We start from the raw sequence: 13,912 nt of genomic DNA on the forward strand, positions 1-13,912 counted from the left end.
TATTGAGTTCAATTAAGCAAAACCTTTGCTCCTCTGAACCTCTGTAACTTAGAACCTTTTTAAAAGATTTACTCTAAAACCAATGCCCCTAAAGCTTCCTTGCTGAAACCTTTTAGTTCATCTGTTTTTCCCGCTTTGATTTTTGCAACCCAATTCGGATCAGATAAAAGAGGTCTTCCAACGGCAACCAGATCAAAATCACCTCTGTTGAAACGTCTGTTTAATTCTTCAAGAGAAGTTGGTTCAGAACTTTCACCTGCAAAAGCACCGAAGAAATCTCCGGAAAGACCAACAGAACCTACCGTAATGGTTGGTGCTCCGGTTACTTTTTTAGCCCAGCCTGCAAAGTTCAGATCAGAATCTTCGAATTCCGGTTCCCAGAAACGACGTTGCGAACAGTGTAAAATATCGACACCCGCATCTACAAGAGGCGTAAGCCAGGCTTCTAATTCCTGTGGATTTTTAGCCAGTTTATAATTGTAATCAGAAGGTTTGAATTGAGAAAAGCGCATAATAACTGCGAAATCAGGACCCACTTGTTTTCTCACTTCCTTAACCACTTCAATCGCAAAACGGTTACGTTCGGGCAATGTTTTTCCACCATAAATATCCGTACGTAAATTCGTTTCAGCTCTAAAGAACTGGTCAATCAAATACCCGTGTGCACCGTGAATTTCGATGGTATCAAAACCTAATCTTTTAGCATCAGCGGCAGCTTTACCAAAAGCAAGAATTGTATCTTCAATATCTTTTTCAGACATGGCAATACCGTTTCTGAAATCAGGTCGGTTTAATCCGGAAGGGCCTTCAAAAGGAACAGGCGGTACCCATCCGGAATGGTGGTTATCCATAATTCCCATATGCCAGATTTGTGGCCCCATTGAACCTCCGGCAGCGTGCACTTCATCAATCACTTTTTTCCATCCGTTTAAGGCTAAATCTCCATGAAAATGAGGGACATTAGCATCGTTTGAGGACGAAGGTCTGTCAATTACAGTTCCTTCAGATAATATTAAACCAACTTCACCTTCTGCTCTTTTTTGGTAGTAAGCAGCTACTTCATCCGTTGGAACTCCGTTTGGAGAAAAAGAGCGCGTCATTGGCGCCATTACGATTCTATTTTTAAGATTTAACGTTTTTAAGTTAAATGGCGAAAACAGGTTGTTTGTACTCATAGTAATTTACAAATTAGATTGAATTAATTTACTGAGTGCTTCAAAGGCACCTTCGTTGCGTTTATAGTAAGTCCATTGTCCGACGCGTTTAGATTCTATAAATCCGGCGCGTTGTAAAATAGACAGGTATTCAGATACTGTTGATTGCGTTAAGCCGGCCTTGGCCTGTATTTGCCCAACACAAACTCCGTGTTCAAATCCTGCATGCTGAAGCTGATCCGGAAAATTGATTTCAGGTTCTTTCAGCCATTCCAGCATTTGTAATCTGGACTTATTAGATAATGCTTTAAAGATTTCTATATTTTCCATGCCGCAAATATATCGACTTTTCCCGATATACCAATTTAAAGAAAAATATTTGGCAAAATTTTAAGATAGGGGAATTGATTAAGGAAATATTGAAAGAAGTATTTATATTTGTTTCCGGATTAATCATGCAAAGGGACAAAGATGCAAAGGGACAAAGTTGTTTTTCCATTGTTTCACGCAGATTACAGGGATTTAAGAAGATTTTAAAATCCTTTAATTCTTTAATCTGTGGCTATACTATAAAACTCTGCGACTTTGCGAGATCAAAAAGCCCAAATAAATAAACTCAATTACTTATGAAAAAAATCTACTTTGTTTTAGTTTTTACATTTTTTAATTTACTGACCAGCAACGCTCAGGTTGTAGGCACTGAAGTAGGAGATATTGCTCCGGAAATCGATCTTCCGGATACGAAAGGAAATAACGTTCTGCTTTCTTCTTTAAGAGGAGAATTGGTACTGGTAGATTTTTGGGCTTCCTGGTGCGGACCGAGTATTAAGGAACAACCGGAATTGATAAAACTGTACAATACTTATCCTGACAAGTTTTCTATTTACAGCGTTTCTATGGATACGAAAAAGCCACTTTGGTTAGCTGCAATAGCGAAACAAAAATTGCCGTGGACACAAGTTAGCGATTTAAAATATTGGAAATCTCCCGTTGTTGGGGATTATATGCTGCAATCGGTACCTTTAAATTTCCTTATAGATAAAAACGGAATTATTATGGCCAAAAACATTCACGGAAATGCATTGAATGAAATGGTCAAAAGTTTGCTCACGCCACAATAATTTTGGAAATTTCAATAAAAAAATTCCAAATTCCAACCTTACTGTCAGATTGGAATTTGGAATTTGATTTTTGGATTTTTAGATTTTTACTTTTTATTCGGTTGAATTTTTCCTGACTCCCCCAAAACTCGTTTTCAGCATTTCCCTAATTTGAAATTGCGTTTTGCTTCGGGTAATATTTTTCCATTCCAGAAAATCAAACAGATGAATTTCATGTGCATAGGGATTGGTAACAAAAAAAAGTCTTGAAATAGAGTATTTATAAGGTTTTATTTCATTGGAAACATGGCGATTCGGAACTATAATAAGTATGGTTTCCCATTTCAGGAAATCTTTAGGAATATCTTCTCTCTCGGTTAAGCCAAGCGACTCAAAAAAAGCAACTATTTTCTGATCGTTAAGACTGTTAATCTTCTCGTCAATGCTTTTTAGGGTGCTATGAAGTGTGTTTTCATCTTTTATAACACTCATGATACGTATGGTTTTTTTAATTTAATAAGTAAAATTAAGTTAAAAGAACAAGATTTGGTAAAGAAGCGCTGATAGAATGATTCTAAATTTTTAAGGCCTAATTTACAGAGGCAAATAATATAAAAGATTACCTTTTGATTAAATACTATTATTTTAATCGGTTTAAAAAGAATATTTTTATCGCTGTTTGCAAAACAATTCTGTTAATTTTTATATTTATGAAAACTATTTCTCCTCACGGAATTCTTCTTTACCTTGTTTTTTTATTCTCGTTTAATTCTTTTGGGCAAAATAAATCAGAAAGGGACTTGATTTTGATTGATAAGGGCTGGAGTTTTTCTTTTGGTCATTTGTCTGATACAGAAAAGGATTTCGGACACGCGACGGGTTATTTTTCCTATTTATCAAAAACAGGATTTGGAGACGGACCAGCTGCACCGGGATTTGATGACCGTGCCTGGAGGAAACTGGACCTTCCGCATGATTGGGTGGTGGAACAGTCTTTTAGTGAAAAAGCAAGTTTCAGCCACGGATTTAAAGCAGCCGGAAAAGGTTTCCCTGAAAAAAGCATCGGCTGGTACCGAAAAAAAATAGAGATTCCACAATCAGATCTCGGACGCATTATTTCCTTAAGATTTGATGGTGTTTTCAGGAATTCCAAAGTCTGGTTTAATGGGCATTTCCTGGGAACAGAAGAAAGCGGATACAATGGTTTTGAATCTGATGTTACGGCCTACATTAATTACGGAGGGGAAAATACGATTGTCGTCCGTGCCGATGCTTCGATGGAAGAAGGATGGTTTTACGAAGGTGGGGGAATTTACAGACATGTGTATCTTCAAAAAACAAATCCGCTGCATGTCATCCAAAATGGAACGTATGTCACCTCTGAAATTAAAAATGATACAGCGGAAGTCACGGCAGAAGTTACCATTGAAAACAAAGGAAATTATAAGGGGCAGCTTGAAATCGTCCAAAATATCCTGGATGCTTCAGGAAATCAAATCGCAACTATTTCTGAAAATCCGATCGCACCTGATTTTTATAAAACAGCAAAATATACTTCAAAATTAATAGTGAAGAATCCATTATTATGGGATATTGATTCACCCAATCTATATCGTCTGGTAACTCAGATCAGGCAGGGCGGTAAGATTCTGGACCGTTATGAAACTTCTTTCGGAATAAGAACGATAAAATTTGATGCCGAAAAAGGGTTTTTCCTGAATGGTAAAAATATTAAACTTCAGGGTACAAATAATCATCAGGATCATGCAGGCGTAGGAACGGCGCTACCGGATGAATTACACTATTTTCGAATTCAGAAACTCAGGGAAATGGGTTCAAATGCCTATCGCTGCTCGCATAATCCGCCCACTCCGGAATTGCTGGAAGCCTGCGACAAACTGGGCATGCTGGTCATTGATGAAACGCGACTGATGGGAATTAATGAATATCATCTGAATGATTTAAAAAGAATGATCGAAAGAGATCGCAATCATCCGAGTATTTTTTGCTGGTCGGTTGGAAATGAAGAATGGAATATTGAAGGAAACAGTACAGGCGAACGTATTACAAATGTCATGCAGGGTTTTGCAAAAAGTATAGATCCTACAAGACCTGTAACGGTTGGAATCAGCAGTGGTTTTAAAAGCGGAATTTCATCGGTTGTTGAAATCATGGGCTACAACTATATTGGAAACGGAGATATTGATGCACATCAAAATGAATTCAGACAACAGCCCGGAATGGGAACAGAGGAAGGTTCTACTTTTGCGACGCGCGGCATTTACGTTACAGATGATGCAAAACATTATCAGAGTGCTTACGATAAAAAACCGCGCCCGTCTTTTTACAGTATCGAAGAAGGCTGGAAGTTTTATGCAGAACGCCCTTATCTTGCCGGAATGTTTATCTGGACTGGTTTCGATTATCGTGGAGAACCAACTCCGTACGGATGGCCGTCGGTTACTTCTTATTTCGGAATGATGGATGTTTGCGGCTTTCCGAAAGACAATGTGTATTACCTGAAATCCTGGTGGGGAAAAGAACCCGTTTTGCATCTTTTACCGCATTGGAACTGGGCAGGAAGAGAAGGCAGGGAAATTGATGTCTGGGCCTATTCTAACTGTGATGAAGTAGAACTTTTTCTAAATAAAAAAAGCCTCGGAAAAAAGAAAATGGAACGTTTGGGACATTTAGAATGGAAAGTAAAATACGAACGGGGAACTCTGGAAGCCGTTGGTTATAAAAACGGAAAAAAAATACTTACTGAGGTTCAGAAAACAACTGAAATAGAAGAAAACATAAAGCTGACTGCCGATAAACAAATTCTTTCTCATACTGATATCGCTGTGGTTACAGTAGAACTGACAGACAAAAAGGGGCTGCATGTGCCTAATGTAAATGATGAAATTAAGTTTGAAGTAAAAGGAGGAAAGATAATTGGAGTAGGGAATGGTAATCCGACGTCATTAGAGAAAGACAAATTTCTGGATGAAATTACGTTGGTTCCTATCACTAATTTTCAGGAAAGAAAAGCAACAACAGCTGACGCTTCACAACAATTATCAGCCAATACGGAAGAAGGCTGGAAAGAAGCTTTTAAAGACAGGGATCATAAAAATCAGGCTCCATCGTATGCGTACCGCGGTGAGTTTGAGCTGAAAAATAATGCAATAACAAATACAGTTAGTTTCTTTTATAAAAAAATCGGACTCGAGACGACCATTTTTGTCAACGGAAACAGAGTTGCCGCAAGTGCGGAAGATCCTGATAAATACATTTTAAATTCGGGTATCTTAAGACAGGGAAAAAATACAATTCACATTGTTGCCAAACCCCTTCAAAAATTAAAAGAATGGGATGTTATGAATACCGATCCCGGACTGATCCAGATCATAACGCCATCCGAACCCTGGAAACGAAAACTTTTTAACGGATATGCGCAGGTCATTGTCCAGACCGACGGCAGTGGAAATGATGTAGTGATTTCAGCTTCCGCTAAGAATTTAAAGCCCGGAGTTTTGAATATTAGTTTTAGCAAAAAATAATAACAGGCTATCATCAATTTGAATAACAAAAAATGGCTGTAAAATTTAAACTTTTACAGCCATTTTTTTACCCTGAGACTAAGCCTGAGTACTGAGTACTGAGACTAATTAACCTCTTTCTTATACCTCAGTTTCCATCCGTTTTTTTCTTTAAAAAACGTTTCGGTTACTGCAACATTTTGGGCGTCTTTACCTTCCAATTTAAGGACTTCAATGTAAGTAAGTACCGCTGTATTTTCATTGGAAAAAACAATCCTGAAATCTTCAGCAGTCCAGGATTCTATTTTAGTTTTCGGATGTGTACTATAACTTTCGATAAATTCATTTTTGTTTAATTCTTTAAGATCAGCGGTTTGTAATATGAAATTGGCTCCTAAAAATTGATTGGTCACATCAGAATTTCCTTTTACAACAGCACTTAATAAATCGTTTTCCTGTTTGGATAAAAGTTTTAATAAGGGTTCCTCCTTAATGTATTTCGTTAATTCATAAGCAGAAACTGGTCCGTTATGTGTAGGATAAATAGTTTTTACCTTATTTTCCAAAGCAATTTTTTCAATCACTTTTAAATTCTCATCCGCCAATTGTTTGTTTTCGTGAAAAAAGTGTTCTCTTACATGATGACCGTCAGGAGCTAGTCCGCCTCCCTGAGATTTGAAGGTCCCTACAAAGGCATCTCCCACAAAAAGATTTTCACCAATCAGAACCAATAAATCACCTGGCGTATGTCCGCCTTTAATCGGAATGATTTTGCCATTTACGCCATATTGGCTCAGATCAATCGTATTTTCAACAACAATGTCCGGAGTAAAGGGCGGATAACTTAAATCAGAATAGGGACGAAGTCGGTTTCCCCAAATGCTGACATCTTCCGATTTTTGCAATTCCGTTTTACCTGAAGTAAATTTTTCTAAGTCGCCTTTGCTTCCTGCAATCTTAATTTTGAAGGTCTGTTGTAAAAAACGGGCATTTCCGGCATGATCCCCGTGTCCGTGTGTCACAATGGCCAAAGAAATGTTCTCCGGTTTAAAGCCCAGTTTTTGAATTGAATGTACCAGACTATCCTGATAGCCTGCAACAGGAACACCTGTTTCTATTAGTATTAATTTCCCGGAATTGCCTTTTATAAGATAGGCTTCTGAAAAATAATTTTGGATATGATATACCTGGACTTTCTGGTTGTCATTTTTGTGCTGTGCAACGGCAGTAAAAGTTGCGGCAATCAGTAAAAAGAAAAACAATAAAGAAAAGCGTTCTGTATTGTTGGCATAAATTGACTTTTTCATTTTTATAATATTAAAATTAGTTGTCCTTATTGACAATGCAAATCTGGGACAGAATAAGAAAAATAAAAATGAACTGGTTTAGGAAATAAGGTTGAACTGGTTTAACTTTTTGATGTTTTTCCGTTTCGGATTTTGCTGAGGTATTCTGTACTGAAACCCAGATACGAAGCCAGGGCGTATTGTGGAACGCGTTTAGCAATGGCGGCATATTTGCTCATAAATTCATCGTAGCGTTCTTCGGCGGTTTTTGTGAAATTAGACAAGAGTCTTTTTTGTTGAAAGGCTAACGAACGCTGCGTGATGATGCGTTCAAATTTTTCCAGTTTTGGAATTTCTGCTAAAAACCTTTGCTCGTCTTCATAGGCAATCTGAATGAGGATGGAATCTTCCAGCGCTTCTACAAATAAAGTGGCAGGTTCCTGATAAATCAGACTGCTGTAATCGGAAATCCACCAGTCTTCTATGGCAAATGATAACGTATGTTCTTTGCCTTCATTGTCTACCAGATAGCCTCTGAAAGCGCCTTTTACGACATAACTTTTATGCTGGCACACAAAGCCCGGCTGTACGATAAACTGTCTTTTTTTGACCTTTGTAATTTTCAAAAAGCCGGCCAGATGATTTTTTTCATCATCAGTCAGATCAACATATCTGGAAATATAATCTATAACGGGTAGTAAATCCTTCATTTCACAAAGATAAAATATTATGGATGGAACAGGAAAGATCTGTTTTTATTCTTTAACATTTTGAGAAGTAAATTTTTGTTTGAATTTCATAACTTTGCGGCATGAAGGAGAACACTATTTCAGAACCAATTGATTTTAATACTTCTGACTTAAAACTGAAAGGCTTTAAAGTGTACGAAGCCGGAAACGACTGCAGCGCCATACCGACTTATAATCGCAGGGATTTTTATAAAATCTGTATCAATACAGGTCAGAATATTATTCAGTATGCAGACAGAGGTATTGAAACTGACGGAACTATTTTGTTTTTCGGAAATCCGCACATTCCGTATTCCTGGGAAGTAATATCGGAGTCTTATCATGGTTTTGCCTGTGTTTTTACCGAAGAATTTCTGAAAGTCAATGACCGTTCGGAGAGCCTTCATGAATGTCCGTTGTTTAAAATCAGCGGAACGCCCATCTTTTATTTATCAGCGGAGCAAAAGACGTTTCTGACTTCTCTTTTTCAGAAAATGATAGTAGAGCAGGATACCGATTATGTCTTTAAGGACGATCTAATCCGAAATTATATCAATCTGATTATTCATGAATCGATGAAAATGCAGCCTTCGGAAAATTTCTTTAAACATAAAAATGCTTCTGCAAGAATTACATCCTTATTTCTGGAGCTTTTAGAAAGACAATTTCCAATTGAAACTAAAGATCAGCCTCTTATCTTAAAAACGCCGCAGGATTATGCGCAAAATCTGGCGGTTCACGTCAATCACCTGAATCGTTCGGTAAAAGAAATTACCGGAAAATCTACTACAGCCCATATTACGGAAAGAATTATCAGCGAAGCAAAAGCACTGTTGCAGCATACAGACTGGAGTATCGCAGACATTGGATATTCCCTTGGATTTGAATATCCGAGTTATTTCAATAATTACTTCAAAAGACTTACAGGAACGATTCCGAAGTCGTTACGAATGTAAATTGTTTCAAAATCTTAATTTTTTGTTTGATTTTCATTATTTCTGATCGGATTTACCGTAGTAAATTTGCACTCAGAATGCAGAATTATTGATCAGATTTATTACTGGCTAAAGATATATACTTCCATAGGCACACTCTTGCCCGATTTAGTTGCAGTACTGATAATAAAAAATAAAAGCTTTACCATATTTTAAAGCGAATCGGAAATACTCAATAAATTTTTAAATAGAAAACTAAATTCAATTAATAACTAACTTTATGTCAACAAAATACACCACAGTTACTGAAGAAGGGAAAGTTTCGAATTCGTTTATGACGGGCGATGTTTCTTATAAAAAACAGACCAGCGATATTCATCCCGAAAATACGCTGATCAAAGATGTTGTTTTTGAACCGGGCTCGAGATGCAACTGGCATATCAATTCCAGTTTACAGCTGTTTATCGCGACAGACGGAATTGGCTATTATCAGGAAAGAGGAAAAGGGATGAAACTCATCCATAAAGGGCAGGTACTTACCGTATTGCCTGGCGTAGAACACTGGTATGGGGCAACACCGTTCAGTCGATTTTCCCATATAGCCATCATCACAGAAATAGACAAAGGTAAAGGCACCTGGCTGGAAAGCGTAACCGAAGAGGAGTACAATAGTTTTGGGAAGAGGTACTAAGTTGCTAACTTATAAGGTACTGAGGTTCTAAGTCACTAAGACCCTAAAAGAAAAAAGCCTCAGAACCTTAGCGCCTCAGCAACTTAGAACCTCTAAAAAAAAAAATAAACCCCTAAACATTTTACTGCTTAGGGGTTCCCCAAAAAAAAAAATACCAATACCAATTCTATTTTTTATCTAAGTTTTGTTTAAGCAATTTAGCATGTTCTAAATGTGCTGTTAAACCTGCAATACTATTAGAGGCCCAAACTTTTACATCTTCATCTTTAGCATCTTCAGAGGCTGTTCTTAGCTTATCAATTGCTTTCTCGTGACCATCGATCATCATATCAGCAAATTTTTTGTCAAAATCAACACCTGATTTTTCGTTTAGTTTATTGTATTCTTCCTGTCCTTCTTCAGTTAGAGAAGTTGGAAGGGTGAAATTTTTTGCTTTAGCCAAAGCACTCACTTCCGAAGCAGATTTAGTGTGCTCATCAACAAGCATTTTACCAAATTTTTTCACTTCTATATTAGTGCTTTTTGTCTGAGCCAGTTTTCCGATTTCGATTTCGGCTAAATTCACTTCAGCGATATCTACCAAAAATTCAGAATCGTCCTTTTTATCATCTATAGAGTCAAATTTGGCTTCATTGCTATCTTCAGCAACCTCTTTTGGATCTTCTTGCTTAGTTTCATTTTTGCAGGAATTTAGGAATATAATGATTAGTCCGGCGCCTAAAATAACTTTTCCTGCTAGTAATAACTTTTTCATGATTTTATGGTTTAAATGTTATGATGTAAAATTATTCAGAAAGGCCAGGGAATATTTTACAGCATTTTAGAAAAATGTTACAGGATTTAAATATGGAGCATTTTCTTGCTTTTTTTATCTGATAATGAATGAGTCGGAAAAATCACAATACAGCTACCTTGTTAATAAACTATTTGACTTATAGTTAATTATGAAAATTTATTCAAAAATTGTATAACGCAATTGTTTTGATTTATGATCAATTTTGAATTACCATACATATTATCATTATTCATTAAAACTTATCATCATGCCAGATCCAGTAATTAAAAACGAGGAGCAAGACCAAGCACATTTAAAAAAAGGAAATAGTGAGGAAAAATCAGTCAGCATTGACAATACTCCTGATTCGGAAGTAAGAGGCGGCAGAACTAAAATTTACGAAGAATGGACAAAAGACGAATTGTACCAACAAGCCAAAAAAGTCGGTATCCCGGGGCGTTCTTATATGTCTAAAAAGAACCTTATCAAATCCTTACGCAACAATTAGAATACAAAATTAAATTTCAGGAAATCATATGAATGCTAAAATCGCCCAGGGAGAACTAATGGAGCAATTAATAAAAGCACCGCAATTAGTTTTAGAAAAATTAGATTTAGTTTACGTAAATGATCACGCGCTTACGATACAACGTTGTAGGGAAGGCGAGGGTTTCGTATATAAAAAGAATGGCAGAAGTGTTAAAAGGAAAAGTGAATTAAAACGCTTTAACAGCTTAGTGCTTCCGCCTGCCTGGGAGAATGTAAGGATTACAGATTTATCCAACGGGCATCTTCAGGCTGTAGGTACAGATGATAAAAACAGAAAACAATACAGATATCATCCCAAATGGAACCTGGTTCGGAATCAGACGAAATTCTATAAAATAGCCGAATTCGGAAAGTTCCTTCCCAAAATCAGAAGACAGGTCGATTTGGATCTGGAACAAAAAGAATGGAACAAGAACAAAGTCATTGCGCTTGTTATTCGGCTGATGGAAGAAACACATATTAGAATTGGAAACGAAAAATACGCAAAAGACAACAAATCTTATGGGCTTTCGACTTTAAGAAAACGACATATCAATATTGATCGTAATTCGCTTCGGTTTGAGTTTGTCGGCAAAAAAGGAAAACAGCATACCATCACCACCAGAAATAAACAACTGATAAAATTGGTCAGCCGATGTGAAGAAATTCCAGGTTGGGAAGTTTTTAAATACTATGATGAAAATGGCGAACGAAAAGTCCTGGACAGTCATATGGTAAATGAATATCTTCATGAAATTTCAGGTAAGCATTTTAGTGCGAAAGATTTCAGAACATGGGCAGCATCCCTGATATTTTTTGAAAATTTACTGAATATCGGAATTACTGAGGAAGAAAAAGAAATTAAAAAAAATATTCTGACGGCTATTGACAGTACTGCCGAAGCACTGGGAAATACAAGAAGCGTCTGTAGAAATTATTATGTGCATCCTTTGATTGTAGCCGGTTATGAAGATGGTTCAATCAAAGAATATTTTGATAAAGTCCGTAAAAACAGAAGCAATCAAAAATATTTTTCACGTTCGGAAGTTGTTTTTTCTGAATTAATCGGAAGCTTTCAACCCGAATTTTCAAACGGATTGAGCTAAAAATTGATTGGATTGAGTTAAAGAATACGTGTAAAAAACAGCAATTTTGATACTACAAGGAGTTCAGATTGGAAAAAAAAAGCGGCACATATATCTTTTGGTAAATGTGTCGTTTTAATTTAAAACAAAATTATAAAGTTATGGGAACTAAAAGTGGTGCTTATCAGGATGTATATATCAAAAGAGAGGATGAAATGGTAAGTTTGAAAAACGATGTAACTGATTTTTGTGAAAAGTACATCAAACCTGTTCATCCCGATAATTGGGACTGGTCGGTACGGGATTTCGAAAATCCGGATAACGATCCTACAATTGACGAAGCAAGAGCGATTGCAGCTGTTGTTTATAACGATTTAAATAAAAACATAGAAACCGATGTTGATCTGTCAACGATGAACAATGTCGAAGCCATTAAAGCCTATTTAAATCCGAATAGCAAACACGAAAGATTTAATATGGAAGAATTCGCTTTTGCCTTAAAAGTGGAATTAGAACACGGAAGGATAAAGGATGTCAATGTAACCAGCAATCATCCGTTTCTGACTGCCATGATCGCACTTGCCCATATGACCGAAAGCCTGACCTATTACAAAAGATTAGCCGTAATGGAAGCACAGGGTGAAATTTATGAAATCATGCGTAAAATCGAAAGTTCCACTACAGGAAAAGAGGAATGGTATAAAGAATTAGGCAAAGCTGAACAGGAACTAAACGAAGCCAGATCCGGTCTCTCAGAACGCCTGGAAAGAATGGATGATATTCCTCCTTTGGAAAAAATTGGAGATTAGGTTTTTATAAAAAAATAAAATAAAGAAAGCCGTTACTACATGTAACAGCTTTCTTTATGTTTTACCCCGATTAAAATTTTCTGGGGTCATTGTCAGGATAAGTATCTCCCGAATCTTCTTCTTCGATTTCGTCTTCTTCCAGATCGTCTTCCAATTCATCATCATCCTCATCTATATCTTCAAGATCTTTATCTGTTTCGGTAAAGTCATCGTCAACATCTTTAGGGTTGTCAAATTCGTCGTTTAAATCTTCCTGATCGTCATCGTGTTCAAGATCACGGGGAGAATGGAAATCATCGTCCAGATCATCAATTTCATCGTAATCACCTTCGTCATTAGTGATTTGCTCCTGATCCGGAATTGCCTTATTAGGATCATATCCGTTTAATTTACGTCCAAAATTTCTACTATCATTGTAATGGTGATGTCCTTTTTTTAGCTCGTGATTGTTATAAAGGGCTTCATTCATAATCGCATTTTGCTTATTTAAATTAGTGCTTCTGATTTTTTTATCTGTAATATCCATGATCGGTGATTTTAATTGTTTGTATTACAAATCTAACACCTGACAGATGCTTTCTTCTTACAGAATTTTATTTGCTAATTCTATAATTTACAGATGTTTATATTGTAATTTAAGCAAAAAAGGGTGTAACAAATTCGTTTTTAATGCCTGTAATTTTACTCTTATTAATTATTAAAAAAAACTCTATCATGGAAACTAAAAGTAAAAAAGAGACCACACCAAAACAAACTGCAAAAGCAGGTGTCATAAAACCAAAGTCAAATGCAGCTTCAGGATTAACAGCACTTTTTGAAGATGGACTAAAAGATATTTACTGGGCGGAGAAAGCGCTGACAAAAGCACTTCCGCTAATGGCAAAAAATGCGACCTCTGCTGAATTGATCGACGCATTAACCAATCATTTGACGGAGACAGAAGAACAGGTAACCCGTTTAGAAAAGGTTTTTGAGTCGATCGGTAAAAAAGCAAGCGCGAAAAAATGTGATGCCATGGAAGGTTTAATTGAAGAAGGAAAAGGTATCCTTGAGGAAACCGAACCAGGCGTAGTTCGTGATGCCGGGATTATTGCGGCCGCCCAAAAAATCGAGCATTACGAGATTGCCACTTACGGAACGTTACGACAATTTGCAGAAACCCTTGGTTTTACGGAAGCTGCAGCGCTGTTGGAGGAAACATTAGATGAAGAAAAAGGGGCTGATAAAAAATTAACGGAAGTTGCCGTAGCAGCCATTAATATTGAAGCGGCAGAAGAAGACGAAAAGTAAACTGCCC

Annotated in this window: 15 protein-coding genes; 8 read left to right on the forward strand and 7 right to left on the reverse strand. The window is 36.8% G+C overall.

Annotated elements, in window-relative coordinates:
• Positions 1-68: 68 nt before the first annotated feature.
• On the reverse strand, positions 69-1,175 hold the full coding sequence (locus EV142_RS06615) for an NADH:flavin oxidoreductase (RefSeq protein WP_132033730.1): 1,107 nt from the start codon (positions 1,173-1,175) through the stop codon (positions 69-71).
• A gap of 6 nt (positions 1,176-1,181) precedes the next feature.
• Complete coding sequence (locus EV142_RS06620) at positions 1,182-1,484, reverse strand: ArsR/SmtB family transcription factor (protein ID WP_041518777.1); 303 nt, start codon at positions 1,482-1,484, stop codon at positions 1,182-1,184.
• Positions 1,485-1,780: 296 nt separating this feature from the next.
• Between EV142_RS06620 and EV142_RS06625 the strand changes: the two genes are divergently transcribed.
• A complete protein-coding gene (locus EV142_RS06625) occupies positions 1,781-2,275 on the forward strand; it encodes a TlpA family protein disulfide reductase (protein ID WP_132033732.1) in 495 nt (164 codons plus the stop codon).
• Positions 2,276-2,368: 93 nt separating this feature from the next.
• On the opposite strand, the gene EV142_RS06630 is transcribed toward EV142_RS06625, so the two are convergent.
• Positions 2,369-2,746, reverse strand: a complete 378-nt coding sequence (locus tag EV142_RS06630) for a hypothetical protein (protein WP_132033734.1) — start codon at positions 2,744-2,746, stop codon at positions 2,369-2,371.
• 218 nt (positions 2,747-2,964) lie between these two features.
• Here EV142_RS06630 and galA point away from each other — a divergent pair, with 218 nt between their 5' ends.
• Positions 2,965-5,799, forward strand: a complete 2,835-nt coding sequence (gene galA / locus EV142_RS06635) for a beta-galactosidase GalA (protein WP_132033736.1) — start codon at positions 2,965-2,967, stop codon at positions 5,797-5,799.
• Between the two features lie 104 nt (positions 5,800-5,903).
• Here the strand turns inward: galA and EV142_RS06640 are convergent, their stop codons facing one another.
• Positions 5,904-7,085 (reverse strand): MBL fold metallo-hydrolase, encoded by a 1,182-nt coding sequence (locus tag EV142_RS06640; RefSeq protein ID WP_132033738.1) that lies wholly within the window; start codon positions 7,083-7,085, stop codon positions 5,904-5,906.
• Positions 7,086-7,186: 101 nt separating this feature from the next.
• Positions 7,187-7,774, reverse strand: coding sequence for a Crp/Fnr family transcriptional regulator (locus tag EV142_RS06645; protein ID WP_132033740.1), 588 nt, complete (start codon positions 7,772-7,774; stop codon positions 7,187-7,189).
• 101 nt (positions 7,775-7,875) lie between these two features.
• Between EV142_RS06645 and EV142_RS06650 the strand changes: the two genes are divergently transcribed.
• Entirely contained in the window at positions 7,876-8,748 is an 873-nt protein-coding gene (locus EV142_RS06650; protein ID WP_132033742.1) for a helix-turn-helix domain-containing protein, read from the forward strand.
• Between the two features lie 259 nt (positions 8,749-9,007).
• A complete protein-coding gene (locus EV142_RS06655; protein ID WP_132033744.1) occupies positions 9,008-9,418 on the forward strand; it encodes a cupin domain-containing protein in 411 nt (136 codons plus the stop codon).
• A 166-nt stretch (positions 9,419-9,584) separates the two neighbouring features.
• Here EV142_RS06655 and EV142_RS06660 read toward each other — a convergent pair whose 3' ends face one another.
• Positions 9,585-10,172: a DUF4142 domain-containing protein gene (locus tag EV142_RS06660; RefSeq protein WP_132033746.1), complete on the reverse strand. Its 588-nt coding sequence runs from the start codon at positions 10,170-10,172 to the stop codon at positions 9,585-9,587.
• Positions 10,173-10,461: 289 nt separating this feature from the next.
• Here EV142_RS06660 and EV142_RS06665 point away from each other — a divergent pair, with 289 nt between their 5' ends.
• The 3 genes from EV142_RS06665 to EV142_RS06675 all read left to right on the forward strand — a co-directional run bounded on the left by EV142_RS06665 (position 10,462) and on the right by EV142_RS06675 (position 12,615).
• Positions 10,462-10,701 carry a Rho termination factor gene (locus tag EV142_RS06665; protein WP_132033748.1) on the forward strand — a complete coding sequence of 80 codons (240 nt, stop codon included), beginning with the start codon at positions 10,462-10,464 and terminating at the stop codon, positions 10,699-10,701.
• Between the two features lie 28 nt (positions 10,702-10,729).
• Positions 10,730-11,827, forward strand: coding sequence for a DNA topoisomerase IB (locus EV142_RS06670; protein WP_132033750.1), 1,098 nt, complete (start codon positions 10,730-10,732; stop codon positions 11,825-11,827).
• A 140-nt stretch (positions 11,828-11,967) separates the two neighbouring features.
• Complete coding sequence (locus tag EV142_RS06675; RefSeq protein WP_132033752.1) at positions 11,968-12,615, forward strand: DUF5661 family protein; 648 nt, start codon at positions 11,968-11,970, stop codon at positions 12,613-12,615.
• 70 nt (positions 12,616-12,685) lie between these two features.
• Here the strand turns inward: EV142_RS06675 and EV142_RS24005 are convergent, their stop codons facing one another.
• Positions 12,686-13,141, reverse strand: coding sequence for a hypothetical protein (locus tag EV142_RS24005; protein WP_158286304.1), 456 nt, complete (start codon positions 13,139-13,141; stop codon positions 12,686-12,688).
• Between the two features lie 188 nt (positions 13,142-13,329).
• Between EV142_RS24005 and EV142_RS06685 the strand changes: the two genes are divergently transcribed.
• Positions 13,330-13,905, forward strand: coding sequence for a YciE/YciF ferroxidase family protein (locus tag EV142_RS06685; RefSeq protein ID WP_132033754.1), 576 nt, complete (start codon positions 13,330-13,332; stop codon positions 13,903-13,905).
• Positions 13,906-13,912: the final 7 nt, after the last annotated feature.

The sequence above is a fragment of the Flavobacterium circumlabens genome (assembly GCF_004345565.1).
In the GTDB taxonomy this organism is placed as follows: domain Bacteria; phylum Bacteroidota; class Bacteroidia; order Flavobacteriales; family Flavobacteriaceae; genus Flavobacterium; species Flavobacterium circumlabens.

Excerpts from the sequence above, each read along its gene's own strand:
- EV142_RS06625 (WP_132033732.1), top strand. The coding sequence starts at position 1,781 with ATGAAAAAAATCTACTTTGTTTTAGTTTTTACATTTTTTAATTTACTG.
- EV142_RS06685 (WP_132033754.1), top strand. The coding sequence starts at position 13,330 with ATGGAAACTAAAAGTAAAAAAGAGACCACACCAAAACAAACTGCAAAA.
- EV142_RS06650 (WP_132033742.1), top strand. The coding sequence starts at position 7,876 with ATGAAGGAGAACACTATTTCAGAACCAATTGATTTTAATACTTCTGAC.
- EV142_RS24005 (WP_158286304.1), bottom strand. The coding sequence starts at position 13,141 with ATGGATATTACAGATAAAAAAATCAGAAGCACTAATTTAAATAAGCAA.
- EV142_RS06655 (WP_132033744.1), top strand. The coding sequence starts at position 9,008 with ATGTCAACAAAATACACCACAGTTACTGAAGAAGGGAAAGTTTCGAAT.
- EV142_RS06615 (WP_132033730.1), bottom strand. The coding sequence starts at position 1,175 with ATGAGTACAAACAACCTGTTTTCGCCATTTAACTTAAAAACGTTAAAT.
- EV142_RS06670 (WP_132033750.1), top strand. The coding sequence starts at position 10,730 with ATGAATGCTAAAATCGCCCAGGGAGAACTAATGGAGCAATTAATAAAA.
- EV142_RS06620 (WP_041518777.1), bottom strand. The coding sequence starts at position 1,484 with ATGGAAAATATAGAAATCTTTAAAGCATTATCTAATAAGTCCAGATTA.
- EV142_RS06675 (WP_132033752.1), top strand. The coding sequence starts at position 11,968 with ATGGGAACTAAAAGTGGTGCTTATCAGGATGTATATATCAAAAGAGAG.
- EV142_RS06630 (WP_132033734.1), bottom strand. The coding sequence starts at position 2,746 with ATGAGTGTTATAAAAGATGAAAACACACTTCATAGCACCCTAAAAAGC.
- EV142_RS06645 (WP_132033740.1), bottom strand. The coding sequence starts at position 7,774 with ATGAAGGATTTACTACCCGTTATAGATTATATTTCCAGATATGTTGAT.
- EV142_RS06660 (WP_132033746.1), bottom strand. The coding sequence starts at position 10,172 with ATGAAAAAGTTATTACTAGCAGGAAAAGTTATTTTAGGCGCCGGACTA.
- EV142_RS06640 (WP_132033738.1), bottom strand. The coding sequence starts at position 7,085 with ATGAAAAAGTCAATTTATGCCAACAATACAGAACGCTTTTCTTTATTG.
- EV142_RS06665 (WP_132033748.1), top strand. The coding sequence starts at position 10,462 with ATGCCAGATCCAGTAATTAAAAACGAGGAGCAAGACCAAGCACATTTA.
- galA (WP_132033736.1), top strand. The coding sequence starts at position 2,965 with ATGAAAACTATTTCTCCTCACGGAATTCTTCTTTACCTTGTTTTTTTA.